This is a genomic window from uncultured Bradyrhizobium sp. (assembly GCF_947648125.1).
GTDB lineage: Bacteria > Pseudomonadota > Alphaproteobacteria > Rhizobiales > Xanthobacteraceae > Bradyrhizobium.
This window is the reverse complement of record NZ_CANSMR010000001.1, coordinates 330,813-350,735: the sequence shown is the minus strand read 5'-3', so window position 1 is coordinate 350,735 and position 19,923 is coordinate 330,813. Positions and strand designations below refer to the sequence as shown.

18 protein-coding genes and 1 pseudogene are annotated in these 19,923 nt (G+C 60.7%); 8 read left to right on the top strand and 11 right to left on the bottom strand.

Annotated features, from left to right (window positions below):
* Position 1: 1 nt before the first annotated feature.
* Both Q0030_RS01705 and Q0030_RS01700 read right to left on the bottom strand, forming a co-directional pair.
* The gene (locus Q0030_RS01705; RefSeq protein WP_298362525.1) at positions 2 to 706 is read right to left on the bottom strand and encodes a TIGR04282 family arsenosugar biosynthesis glycosyltransferase; all 705 of its coding nucleotides are present in this window, start codon (positions 704 to 706) and stop codon (positions 2 to 4) included.
* Positions 703 to 1,515 (bottom strand): nucleoside phosphorylase, encoded by an 813-nt coding sequence (locus Q0030_RS01700; protein WP_298362522.1) that lies wholly within the window; start codon positions 1,513 to 1,515, stop codon positions 703 to 705. The genes Q0030_RS01705 and Q0030_RS01700 overlap by 4 nt, the downstream gene beginning before the upstream one ends.
* A gap of 278 nt (positions 1,516 to 1,793) precedes the next feature.
* Between Q0030_RS01700 and Q0030_RS01695 the strand changes: the two genes are divergently transcribed.
* From Q0030_RS01695 to Q0030_RS01685, 3 genes are all read left to right on the top strand, one after another.
* A complete protein-coding gene (locus tag Q0030_RS01695; RefSeq protein ID WP_298362519.1) occupies positions 1,794 to 2,939 on the top strand; it encodes an acyl-CoA dehydrogenase family protein in 1,146 nt (381 codons plus the stop codon).
* 55 nt (positions 2,940 to 2,994) lie between these two features.
* Positions 2,995 to 3,840: a PhnD/SsuA/transferrin family substrate-binding protein gene (locus Q0030_RS01690; protein WP_298362515.1), complete on the top strand. Its 846-nt coding sequence runs from the start codon at positions 2,995 to 2,997 to the stop codon at positions 3,838 to 3,840.
* A 123-nt stretch (positions 3,841 to 3,963) separates the two neighbouring features.
* The gene (locus tag Q0030_RS01685; RefSeq protein WP_298362512.1) at positions 3,964 to 4,998 is read left to right on the top strand and encodes a radical SAM protein; all 1,035 of its coding nucleotides are present in this window, start codon (positions 3,964 to 3,966) and stop codon (positions 4,996 to 4,998) included.
* Positions 4,999 to 5,721: 723 nt separating this feature from the next.
* Here the strand turns inward: Q0030_RS01685 and Q0030_RS01680 are convergent.
* Both Q0030_RS01680 and Q0030_RS01675 read right to left on the bottom strand, forming a co-directional pair.
* Positions 5,722 to 6,156, bottom strand: a complete 435-nt coding sequence (locus Q0030_RS01680) for a hypothetical protein (RefSeq protein WP_298362509.1) — start codon at positions 6,154 to 6,156, stop codon at positions 5,722 to 5,724.
* Positions 6,157 to 6,182: 26 nt separating this feature from the next.
* Positions 6,183 to 6,443 carry a hypothetical protein gene (locus tag Q0030_RS01675; protein ID WP_298362507.1) on the bottom strand — a complete coding sequence of 87 codons (261 nt, stop codon included), beginning with the start codon at positions 6,441 to 6,443 and terminating at the stop codon, positions 6,183 to 6,185.
* 211 nt (positions 6,444 to 6,654) lie between these two features.
* On the opposite strand from Q0030_RS01675, the gene Q0030_RS01670 reads away from it, so the two are divergent.
* From Q0030_RS01670 to Q0030_RS01660, 3 genes are all read left to right on the top strand, one after another.
* On the top strand, positions 6,655 to 6,852 hold the full coding sequence (locus Q0030_RS01670; protein ID WP_298362504.1) for a hypothetical protein: 198 nt from the start codon (positions 6,655 to 6,657) through the stop codon (positions 6,850 to 6,852).
* 60 nt (positions 6,853 to 6,912) lie between these two features.
* Positions 6,913 to 7,173 (top strand): hypothetical protein, encoded by a 261-nt coding sequence (locus Q0030_RS01665; protein ID WP_298362501.1) that lies wholly within the window; start codon positions 6,913 to 6,915, stop codon positions 7,171 to 7,173.
* A gap of 585 nt (positions 7,174 to 7,758) precedes the next feature.
* Positions 7,759 to 9,177, top strand: a complete 1,419-nt coding sequence (locus Q0030_RS01660) for a hypothetical protein (RefSeq protein WP_298362499.1) — start codon at positions 7,759 to 7,761, stop codon at positions 9,175 to 9,177.
* Here Q0030_RS01660 and Q0030_RS01655 read toward each other — a convergent pair.
* Together Q0030_RS01655 and Q0030_RS01650 are read right to left on the bottom strand one after the other, a co-directional pair.
* Entirely contained in the window at positions 9,125 to 10,204 is a 1,080-nt protein-coding gene (locus Q0030_RS01655) for a glycosyltransferase family 2 protein (protein ID WP_363323415.1), read from the bottom strand. The two genes, Q0030_RS01660 and Q0030_RS01655, sit on opposite strands and share 53 nt — an antisense overlap.
* A gap of 604 nt (positions 10,205 to 10,808) precedes the next feature.
* Positions 10,809 to 11,039, bottom strand: a pseudogene (locus Q0030_RS01650) (ATP-binding cassette domain-containing protein); the annotation flags it as partial.
* A 780-nt stretch (positions 11,040 to 11,819) separates the two neighbouring features.
* On the opposite strand from Q0030_RS01650, the gene Q0030_RS01645 reads away from it, so the two are divergent.
* Both Q0030_RS01645 and Q0030_RS01640 read left to right on the top strand, forming a co-directional pair.
* A complete protein-coding gene (locus Q0030_RS01645) occupies positions 11,820 to 12,404 on the top strand; it encodes an Lrp/AsnC family transcriptional regulator (RefSeq protein WP_298362496.1) in 585 nt (194 codons plus the stop codon).
* Between the two features lie 885 nt (positions 12,405 to 13,289).
* Positions 13,290 to 13,418: a hypothetical protein gene (locus tag Q0030_RS01640; RefSeq protein WP_298362493.1), complete on the top strand. Its 129-nt coding sequence runs from the start codon at positions 13,290 to 13,292 to the stop codon at positions 13,416 to 13,418.
* A 135-nt stretch (positions 13,419 to 13,553) separates the two neighbouring features.
* Here Q0030_RS01640 and Q0030_RS01635 read toward each other — a convergent pair whose 3' ends face one another.
* The 5 genes from Q0030_RS01635 to Q0030_RS01615 all read right to left on the bottom strand — a co-directional run bounded on the left by Q0030_RS01635 (position 13,554) and on the right by Q0030_RS01615 (position 19,670).
* On the bottom strand, positions 13,554 to 14,243 hold the full coding sequence (locus tag Q0030_RS01635; RefSeq protein ID WP_298362490.1) for an ATP-dependent Clp protease proteolytic subunit: 690 nt from the start codon (positions 14,241 to 14,243) through the stop codon (positions 13,554 to 13,556).
* A 150-nt stretch (positions 14,244 to 14,393) separates the two neighbouring features.
* Positions 14,394 to 15,077 carry a MarC family protein gene (locus Q0030_RS01630; RefSeq protein ID WP_298362487.1) on the bottom strand — a complete coding sequence of 228 codons (684 nt, stop codon included), beginning with the start codon at positions 15,075 to 15,077 and terminating at the stop codon, positions 14,394 to 14,396.
* Between the two features lie 661 nt (positions 15,078 to 15,738).
* Positions 15,739 to 16,014 (bottom strand): hypothetical protein, encoded by a 276-nt coding sequence (locus Q0030_RS01625; RefSeq protein WP_298362484.1) that lies wholly within the window; start codon positions 16,012 to 16,014, stop codon positions 15,739 to 15,741.
* A 195-nt stretch (positions 16,015 to 16,209) separates the two neighbouring features.
* Positions 16,210 to 17,082, bottom strand: a complete 873-nt coding sequence (locus tag Q0030_RS01620; protein WP_298362480.1) for an alpha/beta hydrolase — start codon at positions 17,080 to 17,082, stop codon at positions 16,210 to 16,212.
* Between the two features lie 392 nt (positions 17,083 to 17,474).
* Positions 17,475 to 19,670, bottom strand: coding sequence for an alpha/beta fold hydrolase (locus Q0030_RS01615; RefSeq protein WP_363323414.1), 2,196 nt, complete (start codon positions 19,668 to 19,670; stop codon positions 17,475 to 17,477).
* Between the last annotated feature and the right edge of the window lie 253 nt (positions 19,671 to 19,923).

Here is a 19,923-nt window from a genome sequence, read left to right as displayed (position 1 = left end):
GTCACGGGTTTATCTCCGGCGCGGCCTTGAGAAAGGCCCGGCTCGCCGGAGCGGATCCGCCAGCACGAAAGCGGGTCGAATGGCCGGCCAGTTCCTCCTGCAGCCAACGCAAGGTTTGGACATCATCGACATCGTACCATTCCGGAAGCAGCGTGGCGGGAAGCCCAATTTCCGCAGCGCGCTCGCATGTGGTGCGAGCCACGGTTTCGGTTCCCCACGCGATCTGCGTGAACAGATGCCGATGCGGGTGTTTCAGGCCGATGAGGTAATAGCCGCCGTCGCTTGCCGGCCCGAGCACCATCCGGTCGCCCGGACCGCGCAAGGCTTCAATGGCCTGAACCAGCAAACGAGGTGGCAGGGTCGGGCTGTCGCCATTGACGAGAAGGACACAGCCATGTCCGGCATCTAGCAGAGCGCGCGTCGCGCCAAGCAGCACGTGGCCAAGATCATCGCCGGCCTGTAGCAACAGTCCGAACCGTGGGGGAAGCAGCTGCCGCATGATGTGTTCGGTTCCCGCTGGAGCGTAGACACCGTAGCCGCGCCGGCCGAGCACATCCGGGACCGCGTCGATGCTTGCTGCGACATCGCGCAGAAAGCAGGCGGATAGCTCGGAAGCAGCAACCGCGCCAATGGCCGTCGCAAGCCGCGTCTTTGAGCGGCCGGGCTGCGGCGCCTTGCAGATGATCCCGATCGCCGCGCCGCTCACGGCTTAAGCCGGGACCGCAGGCGATCGGCGGCGATCGCGATCAATTGCAGCGCGTCACGGCTACCGTCCGCTTCGCCCTTCTCAAAATCGCCGTCGGCGCGCCCCATCTGGTTTGTCACGTGGGCAAAACACAGGACGGGCTTTTGACGAACTTGCGCGAACGCGTAGAGCGCGGCGGCTTCCATTTCGACCGCCATCAGATTCATCCTCACCATGGCATCGATCGCTGGCTGGGTTTCGCGGAACGGCGCATCGGTCGTCCATGTCGCGCCTGACAACACCGGTACGGGAAGTTCGCGGAATGCGCCGTCTAGCGCCGAGATCAATCCAGCATCAGCATGCGCATAGTCGGACGCTGCCATGTAGTGATAGCTGGTGCCTTCGTCGCGCAGCGCGCTTTCGATCATGATGAAATAGGGCGGCGGACGTATCGGCATGAGTTGCCCGGAGGATGTGACGCTGATCAAGAGCCTGCAGCCCGATGCGAACATCTCCTCTGCGATCAGCACCGCGTATGAGGCGCCGACGGCACAGCCGACAATTCCGAACTCAATTCCGCTACGGTTGAAAGCGTAGAGCTGCGTGTGATAGCAGGCCCATCCCGGGTCAAGCCGGGCTTCCCCACGGGCCAGCAGGCTCCGCACAATGTCTCCGTCCGGATCGAGGACGCAGATCTTTGGGATGCCGGAGTCTGCGATCCGCTTTTGCCTGCGTGCTTCGCGCAGCAGATTTTCCGGCGTGAATGCAGACGGTTGCGCATAATGCTTTTGCCCGAGGATCGGCGGGGTCCCGCCGTCATTTCCAGCCATCACCAGACTGCCCTTGTTATGCCATGGCTGATTGCTGTTCGCAGTCTCGTCGCGCGCGGATATACTCCGTGTAGGAGATACGGCGATCGTTCCCGCGCGTTACGCTCGGAAGAGACAAAATATTTCAACGACGCCATGGGCCGACGGGCTTCCACTAAGGCGCTTCCCAGATGTAACAGTATGGTCTTCAATAGCGTATTACGGATATTGAGAGGTGGATAGGGACACTGTGGCAGAGGATATTCCAACCGCCGCAGCGCTTTAGCGCGAGGGTCGTCATGAACCACGAGACCGCTGTTTCGAAGGCCAAAGAGATCGCCGAACAGATCCTTGCTCCGGCGGCGAGGCAAAACGACAAGGATGCGCGATTTTCCTCCGAGGCGATCGCGGCGCTCGGTCCGGCCGGATTGTTGGGGATCACGCTGCCTGCTGAAGCGGGCGGCGCGGCGCTCGGACCGCGGACCGTCGCCGCCGTGATAGCGACGCTCGCGGAAGCGGACGCGTCCGCCGCGATGGTCTATTTGATGCACACGTGCGCCACGGCGACGATCGCTGCGGCCCGTCCCGCCGCCGCGGTCGGGCAAACGCTGAAAGACATTGCGGCTGGCCGACACCTCACCACCCTCGCCTTCAGCGAAGCCGGATCACGCAGCCACTTCTGGGCGCCGGTCTCCCGAGCGAAGCGCAACGCCGGCAACGTGCACCTCACGGCCAAGAAATCATGGGTGACGAGCGCCGGTCACGCGCAGAGTTATGTCGTCTCGGCATTGGCTCCCGAAGGAAAGAGCCCGACGGAATCGACCATTTACCTTATCGCGGGCGGCACACCCGGACTTTCGGTTGCCGGCCCATGGGATGGGCTCGGGATGCGCGCCAACGCGTCGGCGCCGATGATCCTTGAGGATTGCGAGGTCGAACCGGGTCTCCAACTGACTGATGACGGTGCCGGCTTCAAGGCCATGCTGGATGTCGTGCTTCCGTTGTTCAACCTCGGAACATCGGCGGTGGCGCTGGGTCTGTGCCGGGCCGCCGTGGCGGGAACGGCAACCCATCTCAACGCCGCCCGTTTCGAGCATTTGGGCCAGTCCCTCGGAGAAAGCCTGCCGACGCTTCGCGCGCAGCTTGCAACGATGCAGATCGACACCGACGGGCTTGCAGCACGCATCGACGATCTCGTCGATCACCTTGAGCGCCCGCGAGATACCACCATGCTGCGCGTGCTCGAGAGCAAGGCAGCGGCGGGAGATATTGCAATCGCGGTGACGTCGGCGGCGATGCGGGTATGCGGAGGCGCTGCGTTCTCCAAGCATATGGCGATCGAGCGATTATTCCGCGATGCTCATGCCGGAGCTGTCATGGCGCCAACGGGCGATGTTCTGCGCGAATTCATCGGCAAGGCCATTTTGGGAATACCCCTGTTTTGAGCGCTGCCCGCGATTCAGCGCGTTGAATTTCGAGGCCCAAGAGCGAGACACAATCATGAGCCGGACGATCTGGGTAGGTGCCGTCGCATACGATCCAAAGGTGGTCGGTATCTGGGAGGGCTTGCGACGGTACTTTCACGACGAAGCGCATCTCGCCGTCGAGGTCGTTTTGTTTCAGAGCTACGAGACGCAGGTCGCAGCCCTCCTGGCCCTACCCGGTGACCCGCTGCCGCGCATCGACATCGGATGGAATACCAACCTCGCCTATATCCAGGCTGATGCCTGGAGCGACCATCGCTGCCGGCCGATCGCGATGCGTGATACGGATGTCGGCTGGATGACCAAGATCGTCGCGGTCACCGGCGGACTGGTCGCCAAGCTTGCCGATCTCAGGAATCGCACCCTGGCTCTCGGCAGCCGCGACAGCGGACACGCGGCCATTCTCCCGGCCTATTTTCTAGAGCACGAGGGACTGGTCGAGGGCAACGACTACAAGTCGCTGCGATTCAACACCGACCTCGGCAAGCACGGCGACACAGGCACGAGCGAATCCGACGTTATTCGCGCGGTGCTCGATGGCCGTGCCGATGCCGGTGCCATCGGCAGCCCATTCTGGAGCGCAGTGCGCAGCGAGCACCTAGTGCCGGAGGGCGCACTCACTGAAATCTGGACCTCGCCGCCCTTTAATCACTGCATGTTTACGGCGCGGTCCGATCTGGACCCGGCGTTGGAGCAGCAGTTCGCTAAAGCCCTGTTCGCGATGAGCTTCGACAATCCGACACATCGTGCTGTGCTTGAGGCGGAAGGGCTACGCCAATGGGTAGCGCCACAGCTCGAAGCGTATGCCGAGTTGCGGGAAGCCTCCGCACAACAGGGATTTTTGACGCGGCCTTCGGCTTAGCGGCTTCACCAAAAAAGCGCTTCGGCGCTGACCACGGGCGGCGGTTCAGTTTGGTTCAATCAAGGTCTTCGACAGCTCTAACGGTCCCGGCCCGCCTAAGACACAAAGATTGTACTACGCCCAATGAGAACGAACGCGAACCTTGAGCTCGACGCTGGCAGCAAGACATTTGCCTCGGGTCTCTTGCCGGATTTGATAGCTGCGCTGCGCCGCAGCCGTAAGGGCGACCTCGTGGCCGTGATCAGTGGTAATCCAAGCGTCGGCCCCGAGCTCGAGGCTTGGTGTCGCTTCACCCGCAACAGCTTAATCGATACTTCAGTCGAAGACGGGCGCACCCGTTGGGTGCTCCGGTACGGCGAGGTTCCTGAGAATATCGGAGATGTTCGGCCCATCGGCTCCCGCCTCTGGCTCTATACCAACTTCGACTGCAACCTTAGCTGCGACTATTGTTGCGTGCGGTCGTCGCCCAAAGCTCCGCGACGGGCACTTGGCGTCGAGCGCGTGCGACAGATCACGATCGAGGCGGCCGAACTCGGCGTGAGTGAAATTTTTGTCACTGGGGGTGAACCATTCATGCTGCCGGAGATCGGCAAGATCCTTGCAGCATGCGCTGCGGTGGCGCCGACCACGGTCCTCACCAACGGCATGTTGTTTGCCGGAAGCCGGCTCGAGACGCTGCGCTCACTGCCGCGCGAGCGCGTGACCTTGCAGATCAGCCTCGACAGTCCGACACCGGAGAGCCACGACAGTCATCGTGGAAAGGGGACATGGCTACGTGCCTGGAAAGGAATAGAGCTGGCCCGCGCCGAAGGTTTCCGCGTGCGACTGGCGGCGACCGTAGCAACGGACGCGGGGGCGGAGGAATTCCGCTGCTTTCTGGATGCTCATCACATTCACGAGGAGAACCGGGTAATCAGGCGAATTGCGCTGCGAGGATCCGCGACAGAGGGCATCGCGTTGGCGAGGGCGGACCTGGTGCCCGAAGTGACGATCACTGCGGAAGGCGTTTTTTGGCATCCGGTGGGAGCCGAGGACACCGACCTCCTGGTCACACGCGACATCTTTCCGCTCGCCAAATCCTTCGCAGCTGTGCGCCGCGCCTTCGATCACGAATCCGAGCATCAACGCCGGTTGGCCAAGATTTTCAATTGCGCCTGACAAGGGCACCAATCGATCGTCGGCCGGATGGCCTCGCGCCAGAGGGCTGCCGTCGATGCCGCAGCGAGTACGAACCCCACCGATTTTTACGCTGCGCTACGCTCCTGCCCTCTCGAAGGGAAATCGTGCTTTTGCTTTGCGCGGCCGCCGTTCAAATAGAGCGCTGGGACGACAGGAGCAAACGCTGCGTGCATTGGAGACACCGGTGACAAGCTTGAAGAAGAGGGTGGCGATGCAAGTGTCTCGCTGCGCTTGCAGCAGATGGAAAACGGGAGCTGGAGGGTGACCGCCCTTATGCGAAGTGCCAAAATTGACATCTCGCCACCTGAACGAATTTCGTCAACCAATCAACTGTCGATTGAAGAGGGAGCAAACCGAAGACGGGCGGGGGAAAAATTTGCGCGGAACAGAAAAGTAACATTACACCGCGAGTAACAAAATGGGAGTAGAGTAGTCGCGAAAATACTTTTCGTATCAGTAACTTACGTCTTTGGTGCGCTCGGAGGGCGGCCGCATTTACTGCGATATCAATGAGTTACCAAGGTTTGTCAAACCATAAGGTGCATTTCGAACCTGAAAGTGTCTTTCAGAAGGCCCAGTATGCCCTCCCCAAAGGTCCTCCGCGCCTGGGAACCGGTCGGGGGACTCCCAGCTCGTACCGAGCAAGAGATGCACGCCACTTATGTCCGCTTTGGGGTCAATCTCGGCATTATTGCCGTTTGGCTAACCACGTCCGATCTGCCCCCAACTTCGGACATGCCGCTGCACTGCGCCAACCGACGCGATGGGCCATAACCGGAAGTAGCCGAGCGCCCGGCGTTCATGGACGCAGATCAGCCAAGGTCGATACCGGAAACGCTCCTCTATTGCGCGAACTGGACCGACGCGCCGATGCGGTGCGCGTCGGTCAGCGGTGTACTGCGCTCGATCCGGCGACCTGACGGCTGTCGTTGCGCAGCCTGCCGGCGAGCTCTGTAAGTGAGCTTCCGCTGGTTGCGCGTGGGGTGCCGGGTCAAGATTATCGATGCCGGCCGCCACTACCGAGACGCGGACGATGCCCTCCAGGCTTTCATCAAACGATACGCCAATGATGATGTTGGCGTCCTGGTCGGCCTCGTCGCGAATGCGGGTAGCAGCTTCGTCAACCTCGAATAACATCAGGTCCTTGCCGCCAGTGATGGAGATTATGAGGCCGCCTTGATAGTGTGTGCAGCCGTGTCCTCGTCTTGATCCTTGAAGGCGGGTCCATGGACGTGTCTTCGGAAGTAGTCGAGAGTCCGCGCCGCACCGTCCTCATCCATTTTCCATCCGTCGCAGATGTATCGCGTGCGCAACAGGTCGACGATTTGCTCGACATAGGCCAAGATGCCTTTGTGATCGATCGCAAGCGGCTCATCGGCGGCCGAGTTCATTGCAACAGCGACCGCCGCGGTCGAGACGAACATATTCATTAGGAGCCTCCTGCTCACAGTGGGCGCCCCAGCCCGCCCCGTAAAAGTCGGCTGCGTGGTGTTCGGTTTACTCGCTCGTTGCCGACCGGCTGGCATGCGCCGGCCGGTCTGGTCGGAATCAGAGGCCTCGAGTTGCCCGCTAACCGACAGGATCGAAAGCCATATCTATGCGTTGACTCATGGAGCCCAAAAGGGAGGTCATCCGATGATTAACGACCGAAACCGCCGGGCGCCGCCAGCTGCAGAACGCGAAGCCCATAAGATATTTAAAGCGGTCAGGACGAAGGAAACTATGACCGAATACGCGAAAGCGCAAAAGGCACTCCACGACAATCGAGAGCGCCTAAAGGCGGAACGGCTGGCGCGGGAGGCTGAAGCCGCCAATCGCACAAAAGCAGGTTAAAGCGTCCATCTGGATGACCGCGGAGGACCAAGCTTGGACCTCTGCCTGGTGGAGGGTGAAATGGCCCTGCACTTTCGCCGCGTGGATACTGCTGAGGATCTGGAAATTTGGATCGCAAGCAGCGACGACTATTCATTCGTCATCAGCAGCGAGAGCCGAAGTGGACCTGGCCTACATGGAGAGCCCGGTTTTGTTGCGTCATATCGCCCAGACTTTCTGAATATGCCCGCGGCTCAAGTGTCCGGATCGCCCTTCAGCACGTTCGCTGAAGCCGAGCAGGCCTGCAATGCGTTCCTGGGTCGTCTCATTATCGAGGGATGACTACCGGAGCCTCCCGATCACGGTAAGGATCGGCGTTGATCGGGATTTCAACGCCAATAGGATTGCGGGGCCAGAAAGCGAAGTGTGGCAGGATCACTGGCTTGTAGCTGGCCACCGTGGGCGCATAGTCCCCCGACCATCGAGCAGCGACCAGCTTTCATGGCTTGCAAGAATCCCGGCACCGGCTGGAGGATCGATATTCTATGGCCCGATGGCGAAACGGAAGTTATCAAGGGTTTTGTTACGGAGCACGACGCGACCAAGTGGATTTCTGAGCACTCGACGACGTGGCAAGAAAATCCGGACCAATCGCGCTAGACGATTGACCCACCATTGGTGATCGCCGCCCATAGGCGACCGCTTCCTAGCGGCTTCTCTCCGCATGCGATCGGCGCCATCATCTGGCCCATGCACCAGCGTCGATCCTCCGATGGTCCCGTAGAGCGTTTTGGTCTAGCATGAAGCTGGGGCAGCGTTCGAACTCCCGAGTGGACAGCGATCTTGCGGTCCGACCGCGATGCTCCAGCGCGTACAATGGGCGGAGCCGCCTCTCTGGGCGGCGTCGGGTGGCCGTGGCCATGGGCCGTGCTGGCGTGGACCGCGCTGCTGGTGGCGATCGTCGTGTCGTTCAGGCCGACGGTCCCGGTTATCTGGGGCGACACGCCGCCCTTCGTGGAATCTGCGCTTCTTACGCTCGAGACCGGAAAGCCGACCGTGGCGGGTGGGCGCGATCCGGGTTACCCGGCGCTCCTGGCCGTGACGTTCGCGTTCGGAGGTGACCTCAGTACGGTGGTGCGGCTGCAGCAGGCGGCGTGGGCCCTCCTGATGTTGGCACTTGCAGCAACTGCCCAGACGGCGACGCGCAATGCCGCTGGGCTCGTGCCGATCATCCTTGTGGCTTTGTATCCGGGCCTGCTGCTGTTCAGGCACGTCCTCACCGCAGACCTTCTCTTTGCGGTGTTCGTCAATCTGGCAACGGCTGGATTGCTCGTTGCCACCTGCGCCGGCAGAACGGCGCGGTGCTGCGCGGTCGCAGCCGCCGTCCTGTGTGCAGCAGTCGCGGCGTGCCTCAGGTCGCAGGGAATGCTGGTCCCAATCGCCGTCGTCCTGGTGGGTGCCTGCGTCGCCCGGCCAGACACGCCCGCCCGCCTTGCCGTGATCGCCCTGTCCGTCGCGGCGGCGCTGGCCCTCCTCGCCGCCGGTTCCCGGTTCGGGGCTTCCAACTCCGACCAGTCGTCCACTGTGTTCCTCCCCAAGACACTGTTCTGCAATCACCTGAACATCGTACTTACAAGTGATGCAGCGCGACGCGAGATAGTGTCGGCGGCCGGCGACCGCGCCGACGCCACGATGGCACGGCTTGCCGCCGACTTCGCCGCGGAGCCGGGTCGCTGGCCCGTACTCGGGTTCTTCGGCGACGCGTGCCTCTTCGACGCTGCACTGGATCGAGACGTCGCCGACGATACCGGGAATGCTGTCGGCGCGGCCTCAGCCTATCGCAGCATTTTCCTGGCCGCCGTGCGCGATCGGCCGCTGGCCTACGCGGGCAAATTCGTCCATCAGATGGCCTATGGAGCGTCGGTTGCATGGCCGCCCTACGGACTCGAGCCCGCCATACCGGTGTCGACCGACGACGTGCCGCTCGTGTCCGACATCATAACGCGGCACGGCCGGGCGGCTCAGCCCATCGATCGGCAAGGCGGACCAGTTCGGATTGGCCTATTGTCCGACCTCCCTGGCATCTCCGCCTATCTGTTCAAGGCGTTGTCCACCGCCTTCGTTATCGCCGTCATATTTTGGGCGGTGACCGCCGTGTGGCGTCGGCGCCCCGAGTTCTCGGCGCGCGCAGGGATCGTGGTTGTGATGTGGGCGGCTTCGATCATGACCGCCGCCGGCGCCCACACCCTCGATGTCTGGCGATATTTGGTTCCCGCAGTGCCGATGGTGAGCCTCATGCTGTCCCTTTGCGCCGTCGAACTGGCCGCATGCCGGCGGAGGGACTAGTTGCGCCACTCGCGAGTCTCGTATGCGCGGAAGATCCGGGCGCATCGCCTGCGTGGGACGAGTCCTGACGGGACGCCGATCGGGACAGATCGGATGACGTCTCTCGCCCCGGAGGGCGCAGGGCCAAATAAGCAAGCCGCCGCAACTCGCGGCGGCCACGCACGACGGTGTCGAGAATCATTCCAGTGAAGAAGCTAAGGAAGGCGAGTATCATCAGTCCTGTCGAAAGAACCGCGGTGGGCAAACGCGGCACCAAGCCGGTCTCAGCATACGTGACGGCAACAGGCACCGCGATCACGATCGAAACGAACCCGAGCACCGCGCCGGCTGTACCGAAAAAGAACATCGGCTCTTCGGTTCGAAACAGCGTCAGGATTGTTAACAAGATGCGCCAACCGTCGCGGAATGTGGAGAGCTTGGACGTCGAACCTTCCGGCCGTACTTTGTAAGCGGTCACGACCTCGGCCACCGGCATGTGCAACTCCAGAGCATGGATGCTCATCTCCGTCTCTACCTCAAAACCTTCCGAGAGAGCTGGGAAGCTCTTTGCGAACCGGCGCGAGAATACGCGATAACCCGACAGGACATCGCTGAACGAGCGACCGAAGATACGCGATAAAATTCCAGTGAGGATCGCATTGCCGAGGCGATGGCCTGGCCGATACGCGGTCTTGGCGATCGAACTTCGTGCCCCTACCACCATGTCCAGCTGGCATTCGATCAACTTCCGTATCATCGTCGGAGCAGCCGCCGCGTCATAGGTCGCGTCGCCGTCGGCCATCACATAGACGTCGGCATCAACGTCTGCAAACATCCGGCGGACGACGTTGCCCTTTCCTGGCGTCGGTTCTGTTCGAACTATCGCCCCCGCAGCGCAGGCTACACTCACAGTGCTATCAGTCGAATTGTTATCGTAGACATAAATGACAGCGTCAGGCAAAGCCGCACGGAATGCTGTTACCGTGGCGCCGACGGCCGCCTCTTCATTGCGACAAGGAAGGATTACCGCCACGCTGTGTTGTTTCATGGCCTGACCACAAGGCCTGCAGTCTGCTCACCGGACGCCCGCCGACCGTCAGATCACCAGGCTCGGGGAGAACAGGCGAGTCACCTTTTTGCAGTCGCACATCATTGCCGGGTCGATCTTCCTGAGCCGCAGCAGACCCGCCCATCGCCAGGCACACTCCCATGGCGAGCGCCATCAGAAGAAGCAAGTGTCACGTTTGCTTCGGACACTGCATCTGTCTTCCCAAGCTCCACCACGACCTGGAATTCAGCCACGTGCCGTTTCAGCGCTAGCCTCTGCCAAACAAAGAAATCGCTTCCTCTTTCGCCCGTCACCTCTCGCGATTGAATCAGCGTCGCCACAAACCCTGCGCACTCGCGCCCTGGGCTTGAAGAGCGGAGTCATGGGGATTCGCAAATCAACACAAGCATCCGCTGATCGTTCCGTCGCCTGCCAAATTCATTGCGGCGCGCGATGATCCCCCGAGGGGTTGGCCACGCGATCCTCCCGCGGCTCCCAGGCACATGCTTCGACCCCGAGCAGATGCTCGCGATGTCCGGTCCGCGACGCGGTGCGAAGCGGCGATTGGCTCCAAGCGAGATATTGTCGCGCGCGGTTCCGTTTCGAAAAGCTGGGGCGTCTGCATCTTGATGCCGACACCCAGATTCACGGTGGCGTTCGTGCTGCGATCGGTGATGTCGATGCCGCGGAGACGGATGCTGCGCGCGCTATGGCGAAGCTGGCCGGTCAGCATCTTGAAGAGGGTGCTCTTCCCCGCTCCATTCGGCCCGATCAGGCGGTGGACATGGCCGGCGGACAACTCGAAATCGACCTGACGGAATCCCGTCCCTCTCAAGTGCGCTCAGACCTGGTCGACGAGGAAGACTGCTTTCCGGTTTGGCTTGCGAAAGCCGATCTCCATGGCGGCGCCTCGTCACCGCCGTCACCTCATTCCGGACTCGAAAGCCTACAGTCGGCCGGCTTTCGAGGCGGTTGAACCCTGGGCGGTCAACCTGTTCTCCTTGGACGATGGAGATCTGTCGTCGCAGTTCGCGCGGGGGAAAGGCGCCGAGAGCGGAATAGGATCGCGGAGCACCGTTACTCAAGGCGTGCTGCGCGCCACTTCGTACATTTATGATGGCGGGGATACCATCGGTCGCCGGGATCAACTTGCCTTCACGTTATCACTAACAGAACGCAACGCCCTAAGTCCAAGTTTCAATTGGACGAACAGCACCAGTTCTGCACCAAAAACGAACTCGACAGGCCACAACGAACACGACCGAAATCCAACCGAAAAGACAGTAAAATCAACGAAGCTAATCGTTATTCTGCCGCTCATAACGGTCTGGTTGCAGGTTCGGGTCCTGCCGGGCCCACCAATGAAATCAGTCCTCTAGCTCGTCTCTCTTGCGCCCAGCGGGATCGCCGCTCCAGAAACCGCACCAGATACGTGCTGCATCTGTTCGGCCCCTCGCGCGTCGAGCAGTCGTCAATCGCTTCCAGCTCGATCTCCGGGCCAACCGACACGGGCTTGGATCATTTGCTACCAGCCGGCAGATATCGTTCCTTGGCTCGAAACCTTTGGCTCATTCGCGCTCGCGGGCCAACCTGCCGCAGTCACAGGGAATGCATCTTGAACGAACTGCAGCGGAATGCCGGCTTGACCAACGTCGAGCTTGCTTCCCGCGTCAACCTCTCGCCGTCGCCCTGTCTTGCCCGCGTTCGCACGCTCGAAAAGCTCGGCGTGATCGACCGGCGGATCGCCGTGCTGGATCCTGCGATGCTCGGTATCGGCGTAACCGCCTTCATCCAGGTCAAGCTCGAAAAGCAGGTTCAGTTGTCGCTCGATAACTTCACCCGCTCGATCGATCGCTTGAGCCAGGTGATGGAATGCTACCTGATGACGGGAGATAGCGATTACCTTCTCCGCGTGATGGTGCCCGACATCGACGCGCCTGAAGACCTCATCGTCAGCAAGATTTCGCGCATACCGGGCGTTCTGAGCATTCGTTCAAACCTGGCCTTGAAGCGAATCTCGCACAAGACGGTGCTTCCGATCGACTCCAGCCAGCCGGTTCAAATCAAGTCGTGCAACTCCAATTCCCGACGCGTCGACCGGTCGGCCAAGCCGCAACACGACGCAGCGCCTCAGACGAGGTTTGACGGCGGCGTGAGCATTGATGCTTTGCGCACTTTTGATCACAACGCGAGCCTCTAGCGAGCGAGCCCGTACGCAATGCTATGGAACCACCGCCGACCACGGCCAGCAATCGGCCGCTCTCGTGGGTTTATGGTGCGCTCGGAGGGCGTTCGCATTTGCTGCGATTTCAGTCGCTTATCCCAACGATGAAGAGCTAGAGGTTCCTATCAACCTCAAGGGGCCGTTTCAGCTCCCGTTGCCGACCCGCAGCCCTGCGTCCCGAACGTAAGCAGCAACCGAAAAAGCCAACAAAAGCACCGAAGACCGATCCCAGTTGACCACCTTTATCGCCGTTTGTTCACGGTGTTTCGGTGGCTAATCGGTGGTTGGCGAAGCCCGATTCCAAACGCGAGTAAGGGATTTCTTCTCGCGGGTTGCAGGCTCGAATCCTGCCGGGATCGCCAGCTCATTTTCCTGCTCCAGTCTTCTCAATGGGTAGCGGTTGATTTTGGCTCACCGGGTCAGAAGGTGAGCCAACGCCTGTACCTGAAATGATCTTCGCGCCAGCACTCTCCGCGAGCCGGATGCGAGTTGCCTCCTCGATGTATCGTTGCGCTTCGCCTTATGGTTTTCCAACCATGCCGCGCCATCAGCTCAGGCGCGGTAACACAGTTCAGCGCGTGTCGGATTGCTGACGCCTTTCGGAGCTCGTGTGCGCGGCCGGGCGCGCCTGCCACGCGGCATCGATCAGCGAACCAATTACCAAATTCTGCGGCTGTGAAGGGCTTGCCGTGCAAGGTGCTGAGGAAGACCAATTGCTCCGACCTCGGACGCAGCTAAAGCTCATGAATCGGGCCAGATCATCGTCCAATGACCTCCGGCTCGGCCGCCCGCGGCCCCCAGCCAGCCCGGCTGGGGCAGCCGGCTCCATCATGATCTGCAGTTCTCTGTGAATGGAATCGCGTGGCTCGCCATGCCAGTGCCGGCCACGCCGCACACAGCGGCGAGTTCGCCAAGAACCCGACCCGGAAGGACTTCGTGCCGTCAGAGATCGAGGTGATCAGGGCGCTCGCCGCTCATCCGCGATGCTGAAGCGGTCGGCCAAGCGCCGTTTCGCCAGAGCCTCGATCTCAAAAGCATCAGCCTGCGCGCGCGATACCGGCGTCGACTGCCTACCTTCCAACAAGGCCTTTTATGAGTGTTTCCAGTTGCCTGCGTATCGCACGCCTAGCTTTTCTTTCCGCCGCTGCCAGCCAACGCTGGACTTCCCTCTTTCGACACGGTGTCCGAAGCTCCCTTGTCACACGTCGAGGTGCCTTTGATCGCTTGCGCCGTTGAGGTACGGATGATCCGATCGAAGGGATTGCGCACGATGACCTTGAGCGCTGCGAGATCGTCTTTGTTCAAGTAAGACATCTTTCCCGGTGGGGTCGTCACCATCTTGCCGATCGTCGAGGGAGAAATCCCGTGCTTGGCCATCAACCGCGCCAGCTTGATCGTGTCGCGTATGGTCTCGCTATCTTCGTTGCCGTGCACATTGGAGACGGAATGAACGCCTATCCTGGCATTCGGCGACACATAACGTTTCCTGCTTGTCAGAAAAATGAATGCGCAGGCTGAGTCGCATTCTCCGGAAACGTAGGTTGTGAGCTGCCGTCGATATGCAAGCATGGCAATCTGGAAGCCCTCATCAAGCGAGCCGCCGCCTGAGTCGAGATCGACACCATGCACGCGCCTCTCCGCGCCCACAAACCCGCGAAAGCGGACGAAATCGCCGGGCCCGATGTCGCCGCTCAGCTTTAGGACATCTCCCGTGCAATTGGGCACACGCACGATGTCCATCGCAAGACAGCTGGTTGACATCAGCAGCATCGCGGCGCTCAGCCCGGCTTTGGCCGCTTCTACGATCCGAGCCATGCCAATCCAACAGATCCTGACGACGCAGGTATTACCTCGATTGACGTTAAGCCATCGACGGCTGTCAGCGTGATCGGAGGAGCGGCCATGACGCTTGACTTAGGTCAACCGCGCGGCTGCCGTTCTCAACCGGGATTGATCGACGGGAGATCAGATGGTCAGCCCCACGCAGGCGATCGATCGCGCGACCTCCGTGACACCAATGACGATGATCTGCACGCCGATGCAAAGCAGGAGGAACGCAGACAACCGTGTCACCACGCTGGTTCCTTCTTCGCCGAATAGTCGCGCCATCGCACTCGACTTGCGATACGCATGGTAGATTGTAGCCGTCACGACGGATGCGATGAGGAACGAGACGACGTACGACGAAAAACGGCCGTCCAGGTCTGACGGTCGGGCGGTCCCGATGGCGATTGCCGTCGCAATCGTCCCCGGTCCGGTCGTCAGCGGGATAGTCAGCGGAAAGAAAGCCATCCTCTGGACAGTCGCAAAGCCGACCGTCGACGTCGCGTGGGTCCCGATTGCCGCGGGCGCCGCATGAAGCATCGACCACCCGGTCGCAGCAACCACGAGGCCCCCCGCGATGCGCAGCGCCGGCATGGTGATGCCGAAGAAATTTAGTATCTGGGTGCCGAGAAACAGCGATGTCAGCAGAACGCAGAATGCGTAGCCAGCGACTCGCAGAGCAATCCTGGCGCGCTCCGCCTCCGATAGTCCCATCGTCCTGTCGAGGAAGATGAAGGCCAAGCCATAAGGATTGATTATCGAGAAGAGCGCACCAAAGCCGAACAGGAATTCACCGATCCATCGCGATGCCAGAAGATCCGTCATGCCGCTGTGACCATCGCCCGATCAATTGCCCGCCGGGGACGACCACCGGGGTTCGATCGACACAGACGATACCGGGCTAGTCGAGCCATCTTGATCCAAGCTAGCGAAGGGGTTCATCGGTAGCGGGCCTTGCTAGCAGGAAATGACCTGTCAAATCCCACTGTTCAGGAAATGCCGCGCGACTTCAGATCAGTCCAGCTCGGTCTTTGACCGGCGTAACGGCGTGCTCATCTATGCGATTTTCGCCATGACGCTGCATATAGTGCCGCCTGGATCGCACGGTCCGATTTAGGCAACGACAAATCACCTAGTCGCGGTTACGTTTGGGCCGATCCAGGCGGAGCCTCTGCGCTCTCATGCGCTTCATTTCTTCGTCGAGCGCACTTATTTTCTCCGCGTGGCGCTCGTCCTTCGATTTTGGGTTTGTCGCTATTGCGTAACTTTTCGAGCGCTCTCTCGACCGAGAGCTTTGGGGTTTCGGCCATTGGTCCTCCGAAGCAATCTAATCGTCGTCCAATGCGGCTGGCAGCGGTGTTGCCGGGGTGGTACGAACTCCCTTTGCTTGCGGCATTTGGACAACGATCTGGGTGCCGCGTTACGCTCCTCTTCTCCCAAAAAGTAATCGGCAACGGTTTACGCCCTCCTCGCCCCTATAATCGGCTTACTGACAGAGGTGCTGGCGGCCATCCTCCCCGCGGAAATACGTGCCAGGTTGACATACAAAGCCCTGACCGTTGGATGGATAGTGATAATATCCGTAAGCGCCGGCCGCCGCTGCTGCACCAACAGCCGCGGTGCCGTAAACAGCCCTTCGTGTCTGACGGCGGGCAACACCCGCAACGCTCACGGGCGTTAGGGGACGGCCTACCCGGGCTTGTACGCTATCGACAGATATTGACACGCCGCGTTGTTCCGACCAGTCGAAGGACAACAGCATGGCACATCCGAAGACGCACGTCGCCAATGCAACTCTCTTCGCATTTATCATCATAGGTTGTTCTCCGATCCGACGTTCCCAACGAGGCAGGTTTGCAGCCATGGGCTCGTGAACCATTGACCTGGATCAAGCTCTGCGAAAATACGATGTGGAGCGTCTCGCCCCACAAGCGCAAGACGTTGCCACGCATATGTGTCACAATCGGTGGTCTTTCAAGCCGCCAAACCACGCGCCAAAATAGCCGGCGTAGAGCGGAGGCTTTTCCAGGTTCATCGAGTGGCCGACGCCCGGCACGATCACCAGCCGGCAGTTCGGCATCGCCGCCGCCATGGTCCGCAAATCGTCGGGCGCGATCCAGCCGTCGCCCTCCCCCCAGACAACGAGATGGGGATGACGGATTTCGGGCATCCGCCGCTCGAGTTCGCGGCTCTCCCGTTCCCGCGTGAGATTGACCGGAGTGCCGATCCATACTCCTTCGGAGACGCCAAACGTCTGATCCAGGATGCGCTCGAACAGGGTCTGGATTGCGCCCAGCCCCTCGCGGAACACCGGCACGGCATTCGGCCCAATGCTGTCCGGAAGGAACAAGGAAGATGCGGCCGTCGCCATCATCGCGCGCGTGACCTCACGGCTCGCCATCATTGCACGGAATAGCCCAATCTGCTCCGCGCTGAACGCAAGCCCAAGTGGCGTCACGGGATCGAGCGCAAATACCCGGCCAAACCGCTCCGGCTGCATCAGCAGCATGCGCGCCGCGATGATGCCGCCTGTGGAATGCGTCGCGAGATGACAGAACGGGATCTGCAGTGCATCGAGCGCCGCCAGCATATCGAGCGCATGTTGCTGCATCGAGTAGTTGGCATAGCCAACTGCCGCGGGCGGGCGATCGCTGTCGCCACAACCGCGCCAGTCGATTCCGATGACCCGAAGGCCGCTCGGGAACAGGGAGGCGGCGAGTTCGATCCAGTCCTTGCTGGCAAGATTGCCGTGGATGAAGACGACCGTGGTGTCGCCTTGGCCCCACTCCCGCCAACCAAGGCTGACCTCTCCGGCACGAACTTTGGGCATTGCAAGCTACCGATTCAATCCGAAACCCGACAGACAACCCTCACTTCTCATCGACGCCTTGGCGCGTGTCTTATGACGCGCTGCCGAGGGGCGATCTGACGATCCGGAAGCCCCTCGCTTCCAGCTCACGCATAATGGCCTAGGTCAAGTGCGCGCATTCCTCGGGCAGCATCCAATCGGGACCCCGCCAATCTGGATCGCCTTCCTTTGGATAGAAGGCAAACGCCGACCGAATGGCCGTTGCTATGGCATCTGCAGGATCGTCTGACATAGCCGTTGCTTCCCACTGATGACGAGACAACGCTACAAGCCAAGCCAGGGAACCGAGGACGGTGCTGCCGCGCTGCGTTCACTGCAGGCTTTATCTCCTGATGCGCAACTCACCTTCGAATCTACTTGTTCAAACCGGCCGTCGGATTCGGTCCATCCGGCGTCGGCGCAACGGCCATCGCTGAAACGACGCCATTGATGAGGCGATCGGTCTCGATCGGCGAACTGGTATCGAGATTTCCAGTCAACGCGAAATCGGTCACGTCAGCCGGAAATTCCACCGGATTGTCGGTATGGATGAAGTGTCCTGTATCCGGATAGATCTTCAGGATCGGGCGGTTGTTCGCGCGCGTCATCCGCATCATGAACGGCGTGATGATGTCGCGCCCGAGGTCCTTCAGCCCGTTAAAGGGAGTGCCGGGAATGAAGGGCTCCTTGTCGCCGAAGGCCAGGAAGATCGGGGCCTTGATGTCGGTCAGCCGCCGGTACAGATTCTTGGGATCATCCTGCTGCAGCTCCGAGACCATGCCGTAGATGTCGAGAATATACACAGTGGCCCACTGCTCAAGCTCCTTCGGATCGCCCCTGGTGAGACCGACGCGCTGCGCGGTATGGAACCGTGCATACTCGCTGTCGTTCATGAAGTAGCCACTCTTGCTGCGCCCAACCACGCCGGTGACGGGATCGCGCTTCTTGAAATAGAAGAAGTCGCGAATGTTCTGCTCGGGACGGGCGATTTCGTTCGCGAGTATCTGGGTCGGTCCCCAGACATCCTTCCATTTCTCGAAGTTGTGCTCGAGCGAGGCGTCGAACAGCTTTGCGGTCTTGCCCGGCGCAATCGTTATTTCGCGCGGATATTCCTCCAGGCCGGCCGGCGCCTCGAGGATCAGGCTCTTCACGGCGTCGGGATATGTCAGCGCGTAGCCCAGGATCAATTGGCCACCCAGCGAATGGCCGAGATAGGTCGCCTGCTTGACCTTGAGCTGGTTGACGACGAGGTCATAGACCACCTCGCGCATATCCTGCATGGTGCGCGCAGGGCTCTTGTCGAGATTGCCCGGACCTGACATGCCATAGTGCGGCAAGTCGGGCGCGATAACGCGCAGCCCGCTACGCAGCGCGTACTGCATGATATTGCCGTAGTGGCCGGCGAACGCCCCCTTGCCATGAATGATGACGAGGACCTTCGGATCCTTCTCCGTGCCATTGTATTCATCCATGTAGCCGATCTGCCAGGTCGTACCTTTGGCGTCCTTGGCGTTGGCGTACTTCACCGGATAGGGATAGGTGACATACTCCTTCCAGAAGGATTTCTTCGGATCGATGTCGGATGCCACACCCGGCGTGCGGAAGTTCTTGTCGACGAACTGCTGCGCTCGGTCGAGGCTGGCAACGTCCTCCATGAAGGCCACGAATTTCGGGTCGTTCTTGTGGCCATTGATGATCGAGAATACGCCGTAATGTGCAACCGGGCTCTCTTCGGCAATTAGGTCGGCGCCCGGGATGTTTTCGACTGCTTTCTCGGCGAGCTTGAAGTTGAGCCACAGGTCGTTCTTGATGTGCATGACCAGTGTGCGCGACTGGATGCGGCCGAGGTCGTTGTTGATATTGTGAAGCTCGCCAACGCGGTTGCGCCAAACGAGGTCAACGGCGTCATATAGCTTGGAGCGATTGATCACGTTGAGGCCGGCCTTCTCGTTCGGCGGATCCCAATAGAAGATTTCGGGCTGCACTGCGGTGAACGCCTGCGTGGTCCGGTACGAGAGATCGTATCCGGTCAGGCCCAACACCGACCAGCCGAATGCCATGCCCATCAACGGGTGCTTCTCCTTGGGCAGCTTGTAGTAGTCACCGTCGGTCTGCTGCCAGACGGGATCGGACTCGATCGCCGCCGTCATCAACTGGAACGTCCAATTGCCGACGGGATCTCCGGCGTCCGATTGCGTCGTGCCGCCGATCGGCATCAGCGCACTGACATATTCCGGATGCATGACGCCCCAAACATAGGTCTGGGTGCCACCCATCGAGACACCGGCCGCGAGCGCGACCCTGGCGACTTTCAGATGATCGCGAAGCATCCGGTAGTTTGCCTGCACCATGTCGAAATAGGTGTACTGGGGAAACTTGATCCCGAGGCCATCCGAGGGCTTGCTGGCGCCCCAGGTCCCAAGCGGATCGACCATCACGACGTAGTAGCGGTCAGTGTCGATCGGCCGGCCCGGTCCGATGATCGGGACGCCGCCCGACAGTGCGGCGCCCTTGACCCACTGCTCATACATGTCGGTCGAGTCGCCGGAGTAATAGGAGTTGATGACCACAGCGTTGGTGATTTCGCCGGCGGCGTTTCGCCGCGGCGTACCAACCGCGATGTAGGCGGTGCGCAGTTTTCCGCCGCCGAGTGATTCAAGGGTGACCCCCCCTCACCGCCATTTTCCCACTTCGAAGGATTGGCCAGGTCATACTTGCCGCCGAGCTTGAAGTCGGCGATCTCGTAGTATTGCTTCAGGCCGTCATGCTGGACTTGCGACGAGCGGCGCGTGAACGGCTGGGCGGCCGCAACCGATGCGCAAA

Bases quoted from the DNA above. Each gene is read 5' to 3' on its own strand.
- Q0030_RS01630 (WP_298362487.1), bottom strand. From the start codon at position 15,077: ATGACGGATCTTCTGGCATCGCGATGGATCGGTGAATTCCTGTTCGGC.
- Q0030_RS01680 (WP_298362509.1), bottom strand. From the start codon at position 6,156: ATGTTATTCGAGGTTGACGAAGCTGCTACCCGCATTCGCGACGAGGCC.
- Q0030_RS01665 (WP_298362501.1), top strand. From the start codon at position 6,913: ATGGCCCTGCACTTTCGCCGCGTGGATACTGCTGAGGATCTGGAAATT.
- Q0030_RS01625 (WP_298362484.1), bottom strand. From the start codon at position 16,014: ATGCTGTTGTCCTTCGACTGGTCGGAACAACGCGGCGTGTCAATATCT.
- Q0030_RS01670 (WP_298362504.1), top strand. From the start codon at position 6,655: ATGATTAACGACCGAAACCGCCGGGCGCCGCCAGCTGCAGAACGCGAA.
- Q0030_RS01620 (WP_298362480.1), bottom strand. From the start codon at position 17,082: ATGCCCAAAGTTCGTGCCGGAGAGGTCAGCCTTGGTTGGCGGGAGTGG.
- Q0030_RS01655 (WP_363323415.1), bottom strand. From the start codon at position 10,204: ATGAAACAACACAGCGTGGCGGTAATCCTTCCTTGTCGCAATGAAGAG.
- Q0030_RS01700 (WP_298362522.1), bottom strand. From the start codon at position 1,515: ATGGCTGGAAATGACGGCGGGACCCCGCCGATCCTCGGGCAAAAGCAT.
- Q0030_RS01685 (WP_298362512.1), top strand. From the start codon at position 3,964: ATGAGAACGAACGCGAACCTTGAGCTCGACGCTGGCAGCAAGACATTT.
- Q0030_RS01635 (WP_298362490.1), bottom strand. From the start codon at position 14,243: ATGGCTCGGATCGTAGAAGCGGCCAAAGCCGGGCTGAGCGCCGCGATG.
- Q0030_RS01690 (WP_298362515.1), top strand. From the start codon at position 2,995: ATGAGCCGGACGATCTGGGTAGGTGCCGTCGCATACGATCCAAAGGTG.
- Q0030_RS01695 (WP_298362519.1), top strand. From the start codon at position 1,794: ATGAACCACGAGACCGCTGTTTCGAAGGCCAAAGAGATCGCCGAACAG.
- Q0030_RS01675 (WP_298362507.1), bottom strand. From the start codon at position 6,443: ATGTTCGTCTCGACCGCGGCGGTCGCTGTTGCAATGAACTCGGCCGCC.